General features: G+C 66.6%; 24 protein-coding genes. 11 read left to right on the top strand and 13 right to left on the bottom strand.

The window, feature by feature from the left end:
- Positions 1 to 2,277 carry a S53 family peptidase gene (locus VI08_RS06455; RefSeq protein ID WP_232309484.1) on the bottom strand — a complete coding sequence of 759 codons (2,277 nt, stop codon included), beginning with the start codon at positions 2,275 to 2,277 and terminating at the stop codon, positions 1 to 3.
- Positions 2,278 to 2,531: 254 nt separating this feature from the next.
- Between VI08_RS06455 and VI08_RS06460 the strand changes: the two genes are divergently transcribed.
- The gene (locus VI08_RS06460; protein WP_198148857.1) at positions 2,532 to 2,915 is read left to right on the top strand and encodes a nuclear transport factor 2 family protein; all 384 of its coding nucleotides are present in this window, start codon (positions 2,532 to 2,534) and stop codon (positions 2,913 to 2,915) included.
- Here the strand turns inward: VI08_RS06460 and VI08_RS06465 are convergent.
- From VI08_RS06465 to VI08_RS21185, 3 genes are read right to left on the bottom strand one after another with little or no spacing between them, the layout of a single operon-like run.
- On the bottom strand, positions 2,890 to 3,840 hold the full coding sequence (locus VI08_RS06465) for a helix-turn-helix domain-containing protein (protein WP_045828739.1): 951 nt from the start codon (positions 3,838 to 3,840) through the stop codon (positions 2,890 to 2,892). The two genes, VI08_RS06460 and VI08_RS06465, sit on opposite strands and share 26 nt — an antisense overlap.
- A gap of 59 nt (positions 3,841 to 3,899) precedes the next feature.
- Entirely contained in the window at positions 3,900 to 4,505 is a 606-nt protein-coding gene (locus VI08_RS06470) for an NADPH-dependent FMN reductase (RefSeq protein ID WP_045828740.1), read from the bottom strand.
- A gap of 17 nt (positions 4,506 to 4,522) precedes the next feature.
- A complete protein-coding gene (locus VI08_RS21185; RefSeq protein ID WP_045828764.1) occupies positions 4,523 to 4,699 on the bottom strand; it encodes a DUF1427 family protein in 177 nt (58 codons plus the stop codon).
- Positions 4,700 to 4,896: 197 nt separating this feature from the next.
- On the opposite strand from VI08_RS21185, the gene VI08_RS06480 reads away from it, so the two are divergent.
- From VI08_RS06480 to VI08_RS06490, 3 genes are read left to right on the top strand one after another with little or no spacing between them, the layout of a single operon-like run.
- Positions 4,897 to 5,811 carry a LysR substrate-binding domain-containing protein gene (locus VI08_RS06480; protein ID WP_045828741.1) on the top strand — a complete coding sequence of 305 codons (915 nt, stop codon included), beginning with the start codon at positions 4,897 to 4,899 and terminating at the stop codon, positions 5,809 to 5,811.
- 58 nt (positions 5,812 to 5,869) lie between these two features.
- Positions 5,870 to 6,262 carry a VOC family protein gene (locus VI08_RS06485; RefSeq protein ID WP_045828742.1) on the top strand — a complete coding sequence of 131 codons (393 nt, stop codon included), beginning with the start codon at positions 5,870 to 5,872 and terminating at the stop codon, positions 6,260 to 6,262.
- Between the two features lie 9 nt (positions 6,263 to 6,271).
- Positions 6,272 to 7,219: a D-2-hydroxyacid dehydrogenase family protein gene (locus tag VI08_RS06490; protein WP_045828743.1), complete on the top strand. Its 948-nt coding sequence runs from the start codon at positions 6,272 to 6,274 to the stop codon at positions 7,217 to 7,219.
- Here VI08_RS06490 and VI08_RS20760 read toward each other — a convergent pair.
- Together VI08_RS20760 and VI08_RS06500 are read right to left on the bottom strand one after the other, a co-directional pair.
- Entirely contained in the window at positions 7,209 to 8,042 is an 834-nt protein-coding gene (locus tag VI08_RS20760) for a DUF2884 family protein (protein ID WP_052697721.1), read from the bottom strand. The two genes, VI08_RS06490 and VI08_RS20760, sit on opposite strands and share 11 nt — an antisense overlap.
- A 114-nt stretch (positions 8,043 to 8,156) precedes the next feature.
- Positions 8,157 to 8,786 (bottom strand): response regulator transcription factor, encoded by a 630-nt coding sequence (locus tag VI08_RS06500; protein WP_084621320.1) that lies wholly within the window; start codon positions 8,784 to 8,786, stop codon positions 8,157 to 8,159.
- 208 nt (positions 8,787 to 8,994) lie between these two features.
- Between VI08_RS06500 and VI08_RS06505 the strand changes: the two genes are divergently transcribed.
- Positions 8,995 to 9,216, top strand: a complete 222-nt coding sequence (locus VI08_RS06505; protein WP_045828745.1) for a hypothetical protein — start codon at positions 8,995 to 8,997, stop codon at positions 9,214 to 9,216.
- On the opposite strand, the gene VI08_RS06510 is transcribed toward VI08_RS06505, so the two are convergent.
- The 5 genes from VI08_RS06510 to VI08_RS06530 form a co-directional block, all read right to left on the bottom strand.
- Positions 9,213 to 9,647: a PA2169 family four-helix-bundle protein gene (locus VI08_RS06510; protein WP_045828746.1), complete on the bottom strand. Its 435-nt coding sequence runs from the start codon at positions 9,645 to 9,647 to the stop codon at positions 9,213 to 9,215. The genes VI08_RS06505 and VI08_RS06510 overlap by 4 nt on opposite strands.
- Positions 9,648 to 9,714: 67 nt before the next feature.
- Positions 9,715 to 10,467, bottom strand: coding sequence for a DUF2884 family protein (locus tag VI08_RS06515; RefSeq protein ID WP_045828747.1), 753 nt, complete (start codon positions 10,465 to 10,467; stop codon positions 9,715 to 9,717).
- Between the two features lie 17 nt (positions 10,468 to 10,484).
- Positions 10,485 to 11,021 carry a hypothetical protein gene (locus VI08_RS21970; protein ID WP_045828748.1) on the bottom strand — a complete coding sequence of 179 codons (537 nt, stop codon included), beginning with the start codon at positions 11,019 to 11,021 and terminating at the stop codon, positions 10,485 to 10,487.
- 2 nt (positions 11,022 to 11,023) lie between these two features.
- Positions 11,024 to 11,548 (bottom strand): peroxiredoxin, encoded by a 525-nt coding sequence (locus tag VI08_RS06525; RefSeq protein ID WP_045828749.1) that lies wholly within the window; start codon positions 11,546 to 11,548, stop codon positions 11,024 to 11,026.
- A gap of 123 nt (positions 11,549 to 11,671) precedes the next feature.
- Positions 11,672 to 12,124: a hypothetical protein gene (locus VI08_RS06530; RefSeq protein ID WP_045828750.1), complete on the bottom strand. Its 453-nt coding sequence runs from the start codon at positions 12,122 to 12,124 to the stop codon at positions 11,672 to 11,674.
- 194 nt (positions 12,125 to 12,318) lie between these two features.
- Between VI08_RS06530 and VI08_RS06535 the strand changes: the two genes are divergently transcribed.
- A complete protein-coding gene (locus VI08_RS06535; RefSeq protein WP_045828751.1) occupies positions 12,319 to 12,732 on the top strand; it encodes a universal stress protein in 414 nt (137 codons plus the stop codon).
- Between the two features lie 103 nt (positions 12,733 to 12,835).
- A complete protein-coding gene (locus VI08_RS06540) occupies positions 12,836 to 13,657 on the top strand; it encodes a ferritin-like domain-containing protein (RefSeq protein WP_045828752.1) in 822 nt (273 codons plus the stop codon).
- Between the two features lie 63 nt (positions 13,658 to 13,720).
- Here the strand turns inward: VI08_RS06540 and VI08_RS06545 are convergent, their stop codons facing one another.
- Complete coding sequence (locus VI08_RS06545) at positions 13,721 to 14,434, bottom strand: hypothetical protein (RefSeq protein WP_052697723.1); 714 nt, start codon at positions 14,432 to 14,434, stop codon at positions 13,721 to 13,723.
- A 91-nt stretch (positions 14,435 to 14,525) separates the two neighbouring features.
- Here VI08_RS06545 and VI08_RS06550 point away from each other — a divergent pair, with 91 nt between their 5' ends.
- Together VI08_RS06550 and VI08_RS06555 are read left to right on the top strand one after the other, a co-directional pair.
- A complete protein-coding gene (locus tag VI08_RS06550; RefSeq protein ID WP_045828753.1) occupies positions 14,526 to 15,770 on the top strand; it encodes an MFS transporter in 1,245 nt (414 codons plus the stop codon).
- A 55-nt stretch (positions 15,771 to 15,825) separates the two neighbouring features.
- A complete protein-coding gene (locus VI08_RS06555) occupies positions 15,826 to 17,124 on the top strand; it encodes a thioredoxin family protein (protein WP_045828754.1) in 1,299 nt (432 codons plus the stop codon).
- Positions 17,125 to 17,240: 116 nt separating this feature from the next.
- Here the strand turns inward: VI08_RS06555 and VI08_RS06560 are convergent, their stop codons facing one another.
- The gene (locus VI08_RS06560) at positions 17,241 to 17,549 is read right to left on the bottom strand and encodes a DUF3247 family protein (protein WP_045828755.1); all 309 of its coding nucleotides are present in this window, start codon (positions 17,547 to 17,549) and stop codon (positions 17,241 to 17,243) included.
- 111 nt (positions 17,550 to 17,660) lie between these two features.
- On the opposite strand from VI08_RS06560, the gene VI08_RS06565 reads away from it, so the two are divergent.
- A complete protein-coding gene (locus tag VI08_RS06565) occupies positions 17,661 to 18,338 on the top strand; it encodes a glutathione S-transferase (protein ID WP_045828767.1) in 678 nt (225 codons plus the stop codon).
- A gap of 104 nt (positions 18,339 to 18,442) precedes the next feature.
- A complete protein-coding gene (locus VI08_RS06570; RefSeq protein ID WP_045828756.1) occupies positions 18,443 to 18,766 on the top strand; it encodes a hypothetical protein in 324 nt (107 codons plus the stop codon).
- Positions 18,767 to 18,840 lie beyond the last annotated feature (74 nt).

The following is an 18,840-nucleotide window of genomic DNA, read 5'->3' on the forward strand; positions in this document are numbered from 1 at the left end:
TCAGTGCGTCGCAGGCGGAACGCCGTCGAAGGCGGCCCACGCGTTAAGGAGGTTTGCGGCATTGACCGAACCCAGGCCCGAGGCGAAGCTCCAGCCGGGTTGGGCGACATAGGCCGCTGTCCTGTCGTTGTATTTCTTCGCATCGGTGGACGAGAGGCCGATCTGTATGTCGCCGTGATCGATCGTGCCGATGAAATAGCACTGGCTGGTGGCCACGCCACTGGGGATCGATTGGAGGCACTCCGTGGCGATGGAGCCGCGCGTGATGTTGTGGAAGACGCACGCCTGCGTGCCGTCACGGCCGTTGTCGGCGCTGCACCGTGCCAGCGACGCCGGTGCCTTGCCGGATGGCCCGCCATACTCCGCCTGCGCAAGCGCATACAGCGTGGGTGCCGCATTGCCCTGCCTGGATGGAACACCGCGCTTGGCGAGCCCCTGCTCAACCAGTGCCTGGAGCCCCGCGAACAGGGGCGAGGACAGCGACGTGCCACCCGTCACCTCGATCGGCGTGGTGAAGCCCGGCGTGCACGGATACTGGGCCGTGCACACCACCGCATAGGTATGCTCGCCATACGAGCCGGCGAACAGCGCCACGTCAGGGATATCACGGCTCTGGTCCTTCGCGGCGCCATGGACGATGCGCTGCCACGCAGGCTTGCCGTCCACGATGGAAGGCCCGCCGCTGGCGCCCTCAGATGTCACATACCACCCCTGCTGGTCGTACTTGATGAGGTACTTGCAGAAGGCCACCGCGCCTGGGAACCCGCCAAACTGCGTCGCGGCCGCGACTTCATTGCCGCATGACTGGTTCCACGGTATCTCCGGGACATACCCCGTCAGCGTGCCGTAATTTGGCCCGGCCTTCCTGGAGAAATACTTTGCCGTCGTGCCATCGAGCACGTCGGCCGTGTCGGTACCACCCACGGCGGTGACGTGGGGCGACGTAGCGACGGCGTTGGCGTTGATGCCGTAGCCGCGGATCACGGCGCCGTTCCAGCTCGCGTTCGCGCCCGAATCACCCGTGGAGACGAACACCGCGATGCCTTCCGCATCCGCCTGCGCCCACATCAGATCGAACGCCGTCTTGCTCGCGGCATCCACGTCGTGCTCGCCAAAGCCGTAGCTGGCGCTGATGATGTCCGGTCGCGCCGACCCATTCACCAGGTTGCTTGCCGCCATGTAGACGCCACCGAAGAAGTTGTCGTTCACCGGCTTGCCCGCGGCATCCGCGTCGGCGCACGTGGCAACCTCGATGTGCGCGCCGGGCGCCATCGCCGTCGCCCACTCCGCGTCGAGCAGCGTCTCTTCGTCGTCGGCCTGGATGCCGCTGACGGCGTTGCCATCCAGGCAGTTCGCCATGCCGTCAACCTGCGGCTGGAACTGGGTGAACGTCCCGCCGTACCCATCAAGGTGGAACTGCTTCGTGAAGTTCGACCAATCCGCCGGCACCATGTCGTTGTCTTCCACCACCGCGATCGTCACGCCCTTGCCCGTGATGCCCTGCGCGCGCAGGCCATCGGCGCCGTACATCTTGATGAGGTCATCGGGTACCAACCCGCGTGTGCCGCTTTCGAACGTGACCGCCATGGGGCTGGCCGCCATCGCGGCGCGCGACGCGTCCGTCGGCCGCAGTCGCGCACCGGGCGCGCCAGGCGCGCCGTCTAGCACACGCGCCTTCAGGTGTTGCGGCACAGGGTGGAAATCGTGCAGGCCGAGGACACCGGCGATCACGGGCGAGAGTGCCGCCGGCACGGCTATGTCGTTTGCGTTCGCGATATGCTTTGCCGCCCCATCGGCATAGACGCGCAGCGGCGCCCGAAAGGCCTTCCGCACCAACCCGGCGTCGCCGCTGAAATCGATCTGCGTCTTGTTCGGGTACACGGCATGGACCGTGAAGCCTTCCGACACCAACCACGCGCGCACGGCGTCGATGTCGCTATCGGCAAGCCCGAACCGCTTGCCGTACTGTTCGGGTGTCAGCCAATGGTGGAACGTTGGCGAGGCCGGGTCGTGCTGGGCGGCCACGAGCGTCTCAAGCCGCGCCAGCTGGTCATCGCTCGGCTTCAGCACGACCTGGAGATGCATGACACGCATCGTGTCGGGGACGTCGCCGGTGGTTTTTAGCCCCGCGATGAGCGCGGGGTGGCTGTTCGGCACCGTGGCCCGCTGGGCAGCGTTCACCGCGTGCAACACACGGGGTGGCGCGGGCGCCGTATCGTCGGCGGGGGCCTGGGCAGCGCGGCTTGCACCGCCTGCGCTGGCTAGTGCAACGAACACGGAGGAAAGGAGAAGACGCCTGGACATGGTCACCTCTGCGTGGACGGTGGAAGACACGCCCCCTCCCGGTGGCGCGAATGCGCCGCCGGGTCCGTGTCGGTCAGGAATACCCTGTGGCATGCCGGATAAGCGCATGCGCTTGCAGTTGAAGTCTTTCGATACGCAAGCACAAGGCGGTGGGCTGGAAATTGTTTCCAGTGGAACGAACGGCCATCCGAGGCACCATGGCCACCAGCATCCATGGAAACCAGACGATGAATGAAACCGACGAGGTGCTCGCCGTGGCCGGCCGGCGCGCGACAGCCATGATGGCAGCCGATGTGGAAGGCGTTGCCCTCCTGCTTGACGAGCGTTGTGTCTACACGCACTCCAGCGGGCTTACCGATACCAAGGAAAGTTACATCGCCGCGCTACGCAAGCAGGCGTACATCTACCATGCCGTGGAAACGGTGGCCGTCGAGCATGCGGTGATCATCGGCCACCTTGTCATCCTCAACAGCGTCATGCGTGTATCGATGACCGTGAAGGCCACGGGGACCTCCGTCGATAGGAAGATCAAGGTGACCGAAATGTGGGTCCGCGACCAGGAAGGGCCTGGCTGGAAGCTACTGATCAGCCACTCGACGAACCTGGCGTAAGCCGGCGGTACGCCAGCGGCGGCATCGCATACCGCTTCAGGAAGGCGGCGCTGAACGCCGCATGGCGCGCGTACCCACACGCCGCGGCGACGTCGGCCACGGGCATGCTGGTGGTGCGCAGCATCGCACTCGCCATGCGCATCCGTTCTTCGGTGAGGTAGCGCTGCGGCGACATGCCAACGGCGCGGTGGAACAGGCGCGCGAAATGGAACGGGCTTACGCTGGCCACTCGGGCCATGTCCGCAAGGGTGATGTGCTGCTCGAGGTTTGCCTGCATGAATTCGATGACGCGGGCGAGGCGGCGATCCGTGATGCCGCCCACGCGGCGATCATCCTCCGCGGGATCGAACGCACGTCCATGGGCATGCACCAGGTGCATGGCAAGCCACCGCGCGCCTTGCTCCGCATACAGTTCACCAGCGCCTTGCTTGTTCGCCTTCACCAGCGCGGCGAGGGTGCCACCGATGGCCATGTCGTTGAGTACGAGCGACGAACCCACGTCCGTGTGCAGGTGTTGCCCCGGACGACGCAAGGCATCGGCCGCCTCCTCGAGGAATAGCCGGGGCAGATAGATGGCAGCCAGGCGGAAGGGCTGCTCGGGATGGCGGTTGCGCCAGCGCAGGCGCATGGCCTGGCCGCCGTCGTTGACGGCCACCGAACCCGCGTGCAGGATCGCGCGGCTGGTGCGACGGCCGTAATGCGCCGTGATGTCCCAGGCCCCGGCAAGCGCAACAACGAGGCGGATATCGGGAGTCAAGCGCCGCTCATAGTCGTCGCTGGCACCCGTGGCCTCGAAGTGGTCGAGCAACAATGACGACCACCCAAGCTGGCGGCTGGATGCCACCAGTGTCGCGTTCGCCGGCTCGACATCCTTGGCTTCGAGGCTTTCGCGGGCGAAAACGGGGGTACGCGCTTGGTGCGTCATGCCAGGGCCGCCGTGATGCACGAATTCGGCCCGATAGTGCGCCCGCGGGGCCGCCGCGTCTAGGTCGATCGATGCGCGGCGTCGGTTTCCAGCAGCTTGCGCCCACGCACGATCAGGTCGATCCACCCGGCAAACGCGTGGCCAACCTGCACCACCAGGTCTTTCAGGGGGCCATCGACCAGGCAGCCTTCCGCGTCGAAGCTCTCATCGGTGACCCTTGCGAGGTAGGCCTCGGGTTGCTGCATCAGCGGCATGTTGAGGAACACGCAGTACTGGCGCAGGTGGTGGTTCGCACCGAACCCGCCGATGGAACCCGGCGCCGCCGTGACGATGGCGGCAGGCTTCTTGTCCCACACGCTTTGCCCATAGGGCCGAGACCCGGTATCGATCGCGTTTTTCAGGAAGCCGGGTACGCCACGGTTATATTCCGGGGTGACGAAAAGCACGCCATCCATCGGGCGCACCTGGTCACGGAAGCGAACCACCGACGGCGGCGGGTCCGCCTCTTCGTCCTGGTTGTAGTGAGGCAAGCCGCCAATGTCGATGATTTCGCAGTCCAGCCATTCCTGTGTGAACGCGGCAAGCGAGTTGGCGATGCGCCGGTTGATGCTGTCGCGGCGAAGGCTGCCTACGAGGATGGCGATGCGGTGCCTGGGGAGTGCCATGCGGAAACCTCAATAACCTAGGTTGTGAACCAGCGGACCAGGTATCGGCCCAGGATCTCGCCCACCAGGATGCCGAGGAGCCCTAGCAGCGCGACGGCGGGTGGTGCCGGCGATTTGACCCGGAACACCGCATAGAGCACGCCGACAAGAAGGCCCATGGCAAGCGACAGCGCGTACGGCTTGAGCAGCATCATGGTCCAGGGTATCGCCGGGGATGGACCGTTGGGAATGTACCGGCGCCTCGCTCGCCAGCCTACCGCGCGTGGCGGATTCAGTTTCCGGCATGCCGGATTGTCGCCATATTGCGCAGTGGTATCGCCACCGTGCCGTCACGCTTCCTTGCCCGGCCACGAGCCGGAACACTGCGCATGCGCAGTGGTGGAGGTGGGGCATGCTTGACCTGAACGACTTTCGTTTTTTCGTCGAAGTGGTGGATCGCGGCGGCTTCTCAGCGGCCGGCCGGGCGCTGGAACGCTCCACGTCGACCATCAGCTACCGGATCCAGCAGCTCGAGCGCGCACTGGGCCTGGTGCTGCTGGCGCGCTCGACGCGGCAACTGAACATGACCCCCGCTGGCGAGGAGTTCTACCAGCACGCCCAGTCGATGCTCGAACGCGCCGCGCAGGCCGAGCATGCGATGCGCGGCCGGCGGGCGGCGCCGGACGGCATCGTGCGCTTTACCGTGGGTGTCGCCGTCGCACAGTTCGCCATGCCCGAGATGCTGATGCGCTTCATGGCGGCGTACCCGGGCGTGGAGCTGGTGCAACACACCACGGACACCGCCGTGGACGTGGTGGCGGAGGGGTATGACATCGCCATTCGCGCCCACTCCACGCCGCTGCCCGACTCCGGCCTCGTTCAGCGGCCGCTGGCGGAGGTGCCATGGCACCTCTTCGCCGCGCCGGGCTACGTTGCGCAGGCCACCATGCCGACCAGGCCAGGTGACCTCGGCGCGCACCCCGCCTTGTTCATGCGCCGCGACCACGTCACCCCTGCGTGGCACCTGCGGCGCGAGGACGACCGGCACGCGGTGGCGCACGTTCCGCTGCACCCGCGCATGTTGGCCAGCTGCGTCGCCACGCTAAAGCGTGCCGCCGTCCACGGCATGGGCATCGTCGCGCTGCCTGCCTACCATTGCCGGGACGAAATCCGAGAGGGCACGTTGGTGCGCGTGCTTCCGGACTGGGTCGCGGCGGACGCCAGCATCACCGCGCTGATGCCGAGCCGCTGGGGCCTGAGTGCCGCCGCGCGCGCGTTCGTCGACCACCTGGTGGAGGAGTTCCCGGGTGCCGTGCGCATCGATTGAGCACGCAACGTCGCGCAAGGCGCGGCATACTGGCGCATCCCCATTCCAAGGAATGCCCATGCCCTCCCTCGGCGCCATCACCTTCCTCGTCCACGACTACGACGAAGCCATCGCCTTCTTCACCGGCGCGCTACGGTTCGATCTGGTTGAAGACTCGCCGCAAGGCGAAGGCAAGCGCTGGGTCACCGTCACGCCGCGCGGCGGCGCCGGTGGCACGAAGCTGCTGCTGGCGCGCGCGGCGGACGATGCGCAGCGTGCGCACGTGGGCAAGCAAGGCGGTGGCCGCGTGTTCCTGTTCCTCGAAACGGACGATTTCGCCGCCGACCACGCGCACATGCTTGCCCACGGCGTGCACTTCCGCGAGCCGCCGCGGCACGAGCCGTACGGCACGGTGGCCGTCTTCGACGACATCTACGGCAACGGCTGGGATCTTATCCAGCCCAAGCGCTGAGGGCATGCCATGACCGGACGCCTGCGCATCGCGGTTCTCGATGACTACCAGGGTGTCGCGCGCGGTAGCGCTGACTGGTCGCCACTCGACGCCGTGGCCGATGTCGTGGTTTTCCACGACCATGTGGCGGATGAAGGGGCGCTTGCGCGGCGCCTCGCCCCGTTCGACGCGGTATGTGTCATGCGCGAGCGCACGCCCATGACGGCGTCGCTCATCGCCGCGCTTCCCCGGCTGCGGCTCATTGCATCGACGGGGCGCGCCAACGCCGCCATCGACCTCGACGCCGCCGCCGCGCACGGCATCGAGGTGGCGCACACGAACTACGCCTCCACGCCCACCATCGAATTCACGTGGGCGGCCATCCTGGGGCTGGCGCGCAACCTGGCCAACGAGACGGCCTCGGTTCGCGCCGGGGGCTGGCAGCAAGGCATCGGTATCGAACTGGCAGGCAAGACCCTGGCCCTGCTCGGCCTGGGCCGCATCGGCTCGGCGGTGGCACGTATCGGCCAGGCCTTTGGCATGCCGGTCATCGCGTGGAGCCAGAACCTCACCCCGGGGCAGGCGGCGGAGCATGGCGTCACCCGCGTCGAGAAGCGCGACCTCTTCGCACGCGCCGATATCCTCAGCATCCACACGCGGCTGAGCGAACGCACGCTCGGGTTGGTGGGCGCGACGGAACTGGCGCTGATGAAGCCCACGGCGCGCCTGGTGAACACATCACGCGGGCCCATCGTCGACGAGGCCGCGCTGGTCGATGCGTTGACGCACGGCAGGCTGGCGGGTGCCGCGATCGACGTGTTCGACCCCGAGCCGCTCGCGGCCGACCACCCGTTCCGAAGGCTGCCCAACGTCCTCGCCACGCCGCACATCGGCTACGTCAGCGAGGAGATGTACCGCACCTTCTACGGCGACACGGTGCGCAACGTGCGCGACTGGGCGGCGCGCGTCAGAAGCTGACGACGTGGTCGCCGTTCTCGTCGTGGTCGTCCTTCGTCGAGCCCTTCGGCTTGATCGCCATGAGCTCGAGCGGTTTGCCGTCGACGGTGTGGATCTTCCAGCCCTGCTGGATATCCGCAAGGTCGTTCAGGCGCGGGCAGATGGCATTGGCGCGCGCATCGAGATCCTTCGAGCGCTTGTTCATCTCGGCGTTGATGCTCTTGTCGAGGGCGTTGGCCCGCGCCGTCAGCGCCTCCATCTTCGCGCTGTCGCCGGATAACGCGGCGGTGACGGCGCTCGACGTCACTGAACCGACGAGTTCGCCGACCGAGTCGGACACCGAGCCTGCCACCGTTTCTGTCATCCGATCGGACGACCAGTGGCCGCTGCCCACGCCTTCGTCGATCTCCTTCATGGCCTGCGCCTGTTTGCGCTTCAGCTTGGCGAGGATCTCGTCGCGCTGGCCGGCCTCGGCGAAGGTCATGGTCACCGTCGTCATGGCATCGAAGCCCATCTGGATGCCCATCCGCGACACCGTGGCCACCTCGGGCAACAGCTTGCGGACGGTATCCTCGTAGCGACGCAAGGCCGCGGCGTCGGCGGCGGAAACCGCGACATCGCGGCCATCGACCTTGAGTGCGCCGTCGTGGAGGAACACCTTCGACGGCGTACCGTCCTTGCGGTGGAAGCTGAGCCCACCCGCGGTGACGTCAACATCGTAGAGGGTCGAGTAATCGTGCTTGCAGCTATCGGTGCTGAAGTTGAAGCCGCTGGACGCGGCGGCGTGGCCCGCGCCCAGCGCGAGGGCGGCGGCGAGGCCGGCGGTGGCAAGCAGGTGGCGCATGGTCCTTCTCCCCAGGGTGGTCGCCGGCTCAGATGCCGCACGCCTGGGGATGGTTTAAGCCCTTGGGGCGCCGGTGGCATGGGCGCTTCGTCACGCCATGACTTCCGGCAGGGGTCAGGACGACATGCCCTGTTCGCGGGCGTACTCCGAGAGGCGGCTATCGTGGTCGATGCCCAGCTTGCGCATCGCATCGCGCTTCTGCCGGCTCACGGTCTTGACGCTGCGGCTCAGCCGGTCGGCGATCTGGGTGATGGACATGCCACCCACGTAGAGGCGCACCACCTCTATTTCCCTGCTGGAAAGCCGCGCGTCGCCAAACGTATCGACCACGCTGGTCTTTTCGATTTCACGGCGTATGGTCTCGCTGATGAACCCGCGGCCCGCCGCGGCGTTGCGCAAGGCGGTGACCACCTCGCGCAAGGGTGAGCGCTTGTCGCAGAGGCAATTGGCGCCACGGAAGCGCATGGTCTGCAGCACGGCAACGTTCGACACCATGGTGAGCACGATGATGGGCAGGCGCGGGTACTTGCGGCGGATGGCGTCGAGCAACAGCAGGCCATCGCCGTTGCTGCCGTCGGGCATCGAGAAATCGGTGACCACCGCATCGCATGGCCGTGTGGCCAGCAATTCGAGCAGCTGGTCGCCGTTGGCCGCCTCGCCCACCACCTTGATATCCGTCGTCTCCAGCGCGGCGCGCAGGCCCATCAACACGACGGGGTGGTCGTCCGCAATGATCGTTCTCAAAAGCATAGGTACGGCTGCCCTCCGTGAGCCTGTGGCGTGGAAGGCGCGGAGAGTAGCGCAAAGGAAATGCGTACGCGGAAGTGGCCGTGAATCGTGCCGCGAATGCGTGGGTGCGCGGCAAAATGCTTACGAAACACCTCAAATTTCGGTCTGATTTTTCAGACTAGTCTGATTCCATCGCCACGTTCCGACACGCCATGCTTTGCGCATGGACGAGCCATACATCGAATACCACATCGCGCGCGTCGGCGACGCATGGGGTGTCTTTCGTGACGCCACGCAGATTGCCACGCGCCACGACGCGGCGGATGCGATCGCCTTCGCGAACTTCTTTGCCGACAGGGAGACCTTGGTCGCGCCGCTACCCGTGCGGGTCACGGCGGATGCGCACCTGCACCGCGCGTTGCATGACTGGCGCCGGGCCGCCTAGCGCCCGGTGGCACCGCCGAGGTTCGTCATGTCGAGGTGCAACAAGCGGAGCCGTGCGATATGGCGGCCAACGACGGCGCGATCCGTGGAAGAAGCCTCGAGTTTGAGGAAGGCATCGAGCAGGCGGCGCTCCATCTGCTCCAGCGTACGGATGTAAGTCACGTCGGGGTCGCTGGAAAGTTTGACCGAGGCCTCCATGAGGCCGCGGCGGACGCTGCCCATGGCGCCGCCCGCGGTGGCGGGGCGGCCGCCGGTGGCCTCCACGTCATGCTGGAGATCGCCGGCAATGGCCGTGAGGGAATCGGCGGATTCAGCAAGGATGGCCCGGAGGCCGGGCTCCCGGACCCCCTTGGCGGCCTGCAGGTACAGGTCGCGGTCCGCTATGACTCGGCGGATAAGGCCATTCACGACACGGATCGAACTGCGTTCCATGGCAGAAACGTTAGCCCTGCCGGACTTACCCTTACCTAAACGGAGCGCACGCCGGGTTAGTTGCCGGTCAGTTCCCGGACTCGAGCAGCACCAGGGGACGGCCCGAGGCGTCGTGCAGCCCGGATTGCAGCTCGCCCAGCTGGCGAACCTGGGGGCACAGGGCCTGCACCCGCGGCCGCAGGGCGGCCGTGACCTTGGCGGCCACCCGCTCCTGCGCGCCATTGGAGACCCCTGCCACGCGGTCGCGCAGGGCCGCGGCGCCTTGCAGGTCGCCGTTCATGGCCAGCTGCATTGCCTCGCCCCCTACGTCCTGGGTAAGGATCGGCATGATGTCGGAGACGATCTCCTGCGCGTACTCGCGCATGGCGTCTTCCTGCCAATCCTTCGTGCTCTGGCTGGCGGCGATGCGCCGCTTGATATCGGCCACCCGGCTATTGAGCGCCTGGTCGAGTTCACCGCTGGAGGCGGCCCCCGGCGCGGCCGTGGCGGCCTCCTGGCGTACGGCGCGCGCGGCAATGTCGACGCCATCGCTGGCCAGGGCCTTCACCTTGGGCAGCAAGGTGCGCACCTGGCTTTCGAACAGGGCCACGCGATCCTGCTCATCGGGCCGCAGCGAAACAGCGCTGCCATCGGTGGTGAGGTTGCCATCGTGCATGCGGACGCTGCGCGGCGCCACATCGGCCCGGTCGAAGGCCAGGCCCTCGGGCCGCACCGTAAGGTCGTACGTGCTTGCGAGGTTGCAGGTGGTGCCCAGGTCCTGGGCAGCCGCCCCGCCCGCGAAGCAGGCGGCGACGACGAAGGCAAGCGAGGCAGCTCTCATGGGCGGTCCCGGGGTGGTCAGAGGGCGGGCGCGGCGAACTGCTGGCGGACGCGCACCGTGCCGAGCGCCCAGGCCAGCCAGGCGAGCACGGGGACCGACACCACCTTCGCCATCAGGCCAACGAACAGGATGGTGCGGTGCTTGGTGCCAGCGGCCAGCAGGTCGGGCGGCAGGCCGGCCTGGCCCAGCACCACGCCCAGCTGCTGCCATTGGCCGAAGGCGATCCAGGCCGTCCATGCCGCCCACGCCGCCAGCAGCAGCGCGATGGGCCGCATGGCGCGGCGGGCGCCTTCGCGCCAGCGCAGGGTGGCCAGGGCCACGGCCATGGTGACGAACGCCGCCAGCGCGTAGCCGACCGACCACGCCATGGCGATGCGCGGGTTGATCTCCGCGGCCGCGGCGTCGGACAGGGTGGCCATCGCTTGCGCGATCACCACCGAGGCATAACCGTTGATGACGAAGCCAACGGCCGCGAGCAGCATCACGAGCCACACGACGATGCGCCACGGCGCGAACGGGCGCCCCTGCGGGGGGGCCTTCTTGGCTTCGAACATGCTCAGGCGCCCTTGCCCTTCAGCTCAGCGAGGTCGGCGAGGACCTGGCCGGAGTTCTTTTCCGGGTCCACATCCTTGTAAACCTTGACGATCTTGCCCGAGGGGTCGATGAGGAAGGTCTCGCGGCGGGCGTACTTCATGCCCATCTTGTCGGTGAGCACGCCGTACTTCGACGCCACCGAGCTGTCGGCATCCGAGAGCAGCGGGAACGGCACGTGGTACTTCTCGGCGAACTCGGCATGCGACTTCACGTCGTCAAGGCTGACACCCAGTACTTCGGCGCCAGCGCGGTGCAGCTTGACCGTATCGTCGCGATAGGTGCAGACCTCGGTGGTGCAGCCGGCGGTGAAATCCTTCGGGTAGAAATACAGCACCAGCCACTGGCCCTTGTGGGTGTCGAGCGTGTGCCACTCACCCTTTTGGTCCTGCAGCTTGAAATCCGGGGCCTTGTCGCCGACGGCGGGCGAGCCAGCCCAGGCGGCGACGGAGACGAGGCAGAGTGCGGTGAGGGTAAATAGGCGGCGCATGGGGACAACCTCAATGGGTAGAGTCGCGGTGAGTGTACTCGCCATGGGGCACGGGTTGCCCCCGGGCAAGCAAAAGGGCGCCCCTTGCAGGGCGCCCTTCGGCAGACCGGAGCAGGCCGGTTCTTATTTCAGCTTTTCGATCTCGAAGTTGCTGAGGTCGACGCCGAGGTTGAAGCCACGGCCAGTGCCGGTGACGGCGAGCGACACCTCGCCCTTGGTCATGGCGGCGCTTTCGGCGCTCTTGACCACACCGGCGTTGGCGCCACCGCTGGCATACGAGCCGTAGATCTCGCTGATGCCCTTGACGTTGGTGAACTCGCCCTTGCCGCCTTCGATGCTGAACTTGCCGGCCGTGAGGCCGCCACCGCGGACATGGATGATGACGTCGGCGCTCTGGCCGTTATCGCAGCGGACGTGGCCGCGGCCATCGGCCTTCTTGTAGATGGCCGCCCAGCCCGTGGTGCTGAAGGTCATGTGGCACTTCGTCGCCGCCTCGGCCGCCTGGGCCGGCTGGGCCACGAACGAACCTGCCGCCGCGAGGGCCAGGACAGCCAGACCGGTGATGCGCTTGATCATTTTTGTTCTCCGTGTGTGAGGTGGCAGGAACTGCGGTGGGGGGGATTCTCTACTCACGAATGTGAAGAAACACGGAGGCCCGCAAGCGGTGTTCAGGAATGAAACGGTTTGGTATATCCGCCGTGAATCCACTCGCCGCCCACACCCGCCGGGCCTAAGATCAGCGCCAGTCTCACGAAAACAGGGATCGCGCCATGCCCAAGCATGTCCTCGTCGGGTACGACGGCTCGGAAACCGCCCGCCGCGCCTACCTCTTCGCCCTGGAACTGGGCGCCTGCGCCCGGGCCAGGGTCTCGGTGGTCTCGGTCTACCAGATGGAAAACGGGGCCGATACGGCGGCCCTCATGATGGCCGACAACGGCCGCGACCGCCTCGCGGCCATCCGCGCGGAGCTCGCGGCGCTGAGCGCCGAGCCGGGCGTCGAGGTCGACGTCCAGCTGGTCCACGGCAGCCCGGGCGATGCGTTGCTCTCGTACGTGGCCCGGCACGGCGCCGACCACATCGTCATCGGCCATACCGAGCGAGGCGCCCTCGCCCGCTGGCTGGTCGGTTCCACCGCCACGGATGTGCTTGCCAAGGCAAGGGTGCCGGTCACCGTCGTCCGTTGAGGCCCTTTGACGCAATGCAATAGCCACGTTCGCGTGGCTTTGTCACAATTCGGTCAGACGCCCCCCAGAGGGCGACCCAGCTAAAGATCGAGGACCACCCGAAGTGAGCTACGTCGCCACCTTGCCATGGACGCTCGAAAACCTGGACCTGTCGCGCATCGACGTCGCGAAGGTCAGGCACAACGAGGACCTTTTCTTCCTCCTGTGCAGCTCGTCCTTCGTCGAAAGCGGTTCGGATCTCTATACGCACAACCTCGTCGACCACTTCGCCGGCGATGACGAACTCCAGGGCTGGTTGCGCGACCACTGGGAGCACGAGGAAATGCAGCACGGGCGCGCGCTCGCAGCGTACGTGCGCCATGTGTGGCCCGAGTTCGACTGGGAAGCGGGGTTCCAGAACTTCTTCGCGCATTACGGCTCGGTGTGCACCGCCGAGGAACTCGAGCCCAACCGTGGCCTCGAGCTCGCCGCCCGCTGCGTGGTCGAGACCGGCACCGCCAGCCTTTACCGTGCGTTGAACGACGTGACCGACGAGCCCGTGCTGCGCGAGCTCACCAACCTCATCAAGAGCGATGAGGTGCGCCATTACAAACATTTCTACCAGGCGTTCCGCGTCTACCGCGAGCGCGACCGCATCAGCCGCTTCAGCACGCTGCGCACGCTGGTCAAACGCCTAAGCGAAATCAAGAACGAGGACAGCGACATCGCGCTGCGCCACGTCTTCAACACGCGCTACCCCGAGAAGGCCCACGACGACGCGGAGTTCCGCCGCGTCACGACCAAGGCCGAGGGCATGCTGAAGCGGCACATCCCCGCCGAGATGACGGTGAAGATGCTGCTGCGGCCGCTGGATTTGCCGGCGCGGGTGAATAACTTTCTTGAGAAGCCACTTACCCGCATTACCGAGAAGCTGTTCCTGCATTGAGATAAGAGCATCGCGCGCAAGCGCGCTCCTACAGGGTGGGAGCGCGCTTGCGCGCGATGGCTCTTATTTCTTCTTCTTCGGCAGATCCTGCCACTTCGCCGGATCGAACCCGCCGGTTTCGAATGTCAGCGTCGTCTCGCCGCGCGATACCGTCACAACATCGATCGTGAGGCGCTTCGTCTTGGCCAGGTCTTTGAGGAACTGGGCATCGTTGCGGAACAGCAGCGCCGGTTCACCGGTGGGCGGGCGGAATGCCTTGATCACCTTGGCCTTGCCATCGAAGTTCGCCTTCAGCGAGCAATCGCCCTTGCAGACGAAGCCCTTGCCGGCCACGGCATAGAGGAACACGCTCTGGCCCCAGTCGGTGTGGCGGCGCAGGATGAGCCGCACCTGCTCCTCGCCCGTGGGGCGGGTGGACTGGAGGGTAGCCGTACTCTGCGTGCCGCCCTGCATGGGCGAGACCTGGTAAAGCCACAGCGCCGCCAGCCGGTTCTTCTCGGAGCTCTCCTTGAACGCCTGCTCCATCGGGTCGAGGGTTTTCTTCACCTCGGCGGCGGCCGGCGAATCCGGGTACTGGTCGACAATTTCGTGGCCAATCTGCACCGCCGGGCCATCGTTGTGCAGTTTCACCAGCTGCTGGTAGATCTCCAGCTTCTTCGCCGCCTCGGCGTTCGTATCGGTGGCCGCAGCCTGCGGCTGCGCGGCTTGCTGGTCCGGCTGCTGCGAGCAGGCGGTGGCGAGGGCGGAGAGGGCGAGCAAGGCGACGATACGGCGCATGATCTTTCGATCCCGGGGCTTAAAGGCCGTAGCTTCGCGCGCGGATGCCGCCAATGGCAAGGCGCGCGGCAAAACGGGCGTAAAATGGGGGATGACCGAGACTTCCCTCCTCCGCTACCCCGCGTTCCTGCAGTACTGGTTCGCCAAGAACGCCTCCAGCTTCGGTTTCCAGATGATGTCGGTGGCCGTTGGCTGGCAGATCTACTCGATCACCGGCAGGGCGTTCGACCTCGGCCTCATCGGCCTCGTGCAGTTCGTCCCCTCCGTGTTGCTGGCCTTGCCGGCCGGCCACGTGGCCGACCAGTTCGACCGCCGCGCCATCGTGCGGGTGTGCCAGGCCATCGAATGGGTGGCCATCGCCCTGCTGGCCGGGTTCACGCTCAGCGGGCACATCAACGAGGCGGGCATCCTGGCCCTCGTGTTCGTCGTCGGCGTGGCCAAGGCCTTCGAATTCCCGGCCATGAGCTCGATGCTGCCGGCGCTGGTGCCGCTCGCCATCCTGCCCCGCGCCACGGCCTCCAGCGCCGCGGCGGGCCAGGCGGCGATGATCGCCGGCCCGGCCCTTGGCGGCCTGCTTTACGTGGCGGGCCCGGGCATCGTGTATGGCGTCTCGGCGGTGCTCTACCTTGCCGCCCTTGGCCTCATGTCGCGCCTGCGCTACGACCACGCGCCGCCGAAACGCGAGCCCGCCACGCTGAAGACGCTCTTCGCCGGTGTGCATTTCATCCGCAGCCGCCCGGCCGTCCTTGGCGTCATCTCGCTCGACCTGTTCGCCGTGCTGCTGGGTGGCGCCACGGCGCTGCTGCCCATCTTCGCCAAGGACATCCTGCACACGGGCCCATGGGGCCTGGGCCTGCTGCGCGCCGCGCCGGCCGTGGGCGCCCTGCTTATGTCGATCTGGCTGTCGTCGCACAGCCTTAAGCGCCGCGTAGGGCCCATCATGTTCGCCTCCGTGGCGGGCTTTGGCGTCGCCACGCTGGTGTTCGCGGTGTCCACGTCGATCTGGCTGTCCATGGCCGCCCTGTTCGCACTGGGCGCCTTCGACATGGTGAGCATGGTGATCCGCGGCGCCCTGGTGCAGTTGGAGACGCCGGACGACATGCGCGGCCGGGTCAGCGCGGTGAACGCCATTTTCATCAATACCTCCAACCAGCTCGGCGAGTTCGAGTCCGGGCTGCTGGCCGCGGCGCTGGGCGCGGTCAACGCCACCCTCATCGGCGGCGTGGGCACCCTCGTCGTGGTGGGCCTGTGGATGTGGTGGTTCCCGTCGCTGCGCCGGCGCCAGGCCCTCATCGAGGAACCCGCGCCCGTGGAGGGCGCCAGCAGCACGATCTGACGCGGCGGCGGAAACGTGGTATGAATTGGACGTCTATACCGCCAGGGGTTCCACCATGAAGCACCTGCTAGCCGCCGCACTCCTTGCCGCCGTCGCGCCCGCGTGGGCCGCGCACGAAGGCCCCGCCAGCCTCGATGCCGCGCTTGCCCAGGGCAAGCGCGAGCACAAGCCGGTACTGGTCGATTTCCAGGCGGTGTGGTGTTACTCGTGCTACTTCATGGCCAGCCACGTGCTCAACGGCAAGGAGTTCGACGACCTCTCGTCCAAGGTCGTCTTCTACGAGGCCGACGCGGACAAACCCGCCGACCAGGCCTACATGAAGAAGTGGACCGTGCACTTCCTCCCCACGTACGTGGCCATCGGCCCCGATGGCGAGGAGCTGGGCCGCATCCTGGCCGAGCGCCCGCGCGAGACGTTCTACCCCGAGATCAACGGCATCCTCAGTGGCGATGCGAAGCTGTCGAAGCTGAAGGCCGACGCCACCAAGGGCTCCATGGCCGCCGTGGCCGAGGTGCTGGAAACCTATAACGCACGCTACGCAGGCACCGAGGGCATGGCGTGGTTCAACACGCTGCCGCCCATGGTCCGCAACGTCTCCGACAAGGACAAACGCGTGGCCGTGGCCAAGCAGCGCCTGGCGCTGCTGCAGGCCAAGGATACGAAGCAGGACACGGCCATCCGCGATGCCGCGGTGAAGCTGCTGGCCAGCGACATCGGCTGCGACCGCCCCTACGTGCTCGACGACCTGCTCGGTGCCACCGAATCGCAGCACCCGGATTCGCGCCAGGGCGTGCTGGAACCGCAAAAAGCCGCCTACGACCAGTTCCTTTCGACGCAGGTGTTCACCGCCACCCCGGCGTGCGCCGACCAGCGTAGCGCGGTGCTCGCCGGTGCCGACCTCGAGGCAGGCCTGCGCGACCCGGCCGCGGAGCAGGCCATACTGCGCAAGGGCATCGAATCCAGCCGCGGGAAACTGCACGGCGACCTGAAGAGCGATCGCAACGCGGCGGATAACCTGCGTGTATACCTCGTGCGCGCGAAGGCCGGCGACGAGCTGGATACGCTCGAGAAGCAGCTCATCGCCGCGTACCCCGACGATTACGTCTACAACTACCGCTACGGCCGACGCCTGGTCGAGAGTGGCAAGGCTGCCGAAGGCCTGCCGTACCTCGAAGCGGCAGCGAAGAAGGCATATGGCGCGAACACGCTTTCCGTCGCCACGTACCGCGTCAAGGCGCTGCGTGCGCTCAAGCGCGATGACGAGGCGAAGAAGCTTGTCGCGCAGGCCGTGGCATCGGAAGGCAAGGCGTTCCCGGAGCAGGCCAGGAAGCTGCAGGACACCTTGAAGTCCTGAGCTAAGAGCGTCGCCCACGGGTGTGGGCTCCTACAAGGTCATACCAACCCCGTAGGAGCCCACACCCGTGGGCGATGCTCTTGTCGTCTGTGGGAGCGCGCTTGCGCGCGATGCTCTCAGGTCTGCGACGTACCGTAAACGACGCTATCCAAATGCTCCACGCGAGCAATCGTATCGAGCGAGACGGTAGCCGACCAATCCGGCCTGTCGTTATCGATCAGCTTTACGACACCGTTGACGCCTTCCACGCCGTTGGCGTCGACGAAGTTCTGCACCGTCGGCACGACGGTCACGATGCCTTTCACGACGGACCCATCGCGCAGGTGCAGGCGAACCTTCGCGTTATCGGGTAGCTCCTTCACCAACCCCTGCAGGCGGGCGATGGAACCCTGGTCGGTACGGACGGTGTCGGCTTCGCGGCCCATGGCGGGTCTCCCGTTGGCGGCTTGGCCCCCGACACTACGCCCGTGGCGTCGATGGTATGTGGACGTTATGCACTGGTACGCTGCATGCTTCTCCACGTGCCGGCCAAAGCCATGATCGTTGTCCACCACCTGAACAACTCCCGCTCGCAGCGCGTGCTGTGGCTGCTCGAGGAGCTGGGCCTGCCGTACGACATCAAGCGCTACGAGCGCGACCCGAAGACGATGCTGGCGCCGAAGGCCTTGCGCGACATCCATCCGCTGGGCAAATCACCCGTGCTGGTCGACGGCGACCTCGTGCTTGCCGAATCCGGCGCCATCGTCGAATACCTCGTGGGCCGCTATGGCAACGGCCGGTTCAAGCCGGCGCCGGGCACGCCCGAGGCACTGCGTTACACGTACTTCCTGCACTATGCCGAAGGCTCGGCCATGCCGCCGCTGCTGCTGAAGCTGGTGTTCGTCCGCATGGAATCGGCGCCCGTGCCGTTCTTCGCCAAGCCGGTGGCGCGCATGCTGGCGCGCGGTGCGCAAAAGGCGTTTGTCGATCCGCAGCTGAAGACCCACCTTGATTACCTGGAAGGGGAAATCGGCAAGACGGGCTGGTTCGCCGGCACGGAGTTCAGCGCGGCCGATATCCAGATGAGTTTCCCGCTTGAGGCGGCCGCCAGCCGCGGTGGGCTCGATGCCTCGCGGCCGCATTTGTGGGCCTGGCTGCAGAAAATCCACGCCCGCCCTGCGTGGCAGGCGGCGCTGGAGCGGGGTGGCGAGTACGCGTTCGCCACCACGCCCTGACGCTGAATCCCTGCTCAATCGGGCCTTTGCGTGTTTACACCGCGCTCACGGGGGGCGTCGCAAAGTCGTTACCCATCCGTAACGCTTGCAGAGGGAGCCATCCGATGAGCAGAAACCGCGAATTCGCGCGTCAGGTCGAGAGCGCCGTCAACGGTGTATCGGGTCGCGTCCGCCACTACGCCGACGAAGGCTACGACCAGGGCCGCGACCTGCTCGATCGCACCCGCCGGGTCACCAACAAGATCGCCAGCCGCCGCAACAGCCAGAAGATCCGCTACATGGCGGAAGACCTGGCCGACGAGGCCACGTACCAGTACCGCAAGCTGCGCAAGCAGGTCCGCCGCAACCCGGGCGTCACCATCGGTATCGCCGCGGCCGCCATCGGCACGTTCCTGCTTATCCGCCACGCGCTGCGTGACGACGATTAAACCTGTCGCTAGGGACGGGGAAAGGCCGGGAGCGATCCCGGCCTTTTTTTAGGTTCATCGCGGATTACCGGGGA

It is taken from the genome of Luteibacter yeojuensis, from assembly GCF_000964085.1.
Classification (GTDB): Bacteria; Pseudomonadota; Gammaproteobacteria; order Xanthomonadales; family Rhodanobacteraceae; genus Luteibacter; species Luteibacter yeojuensis_A.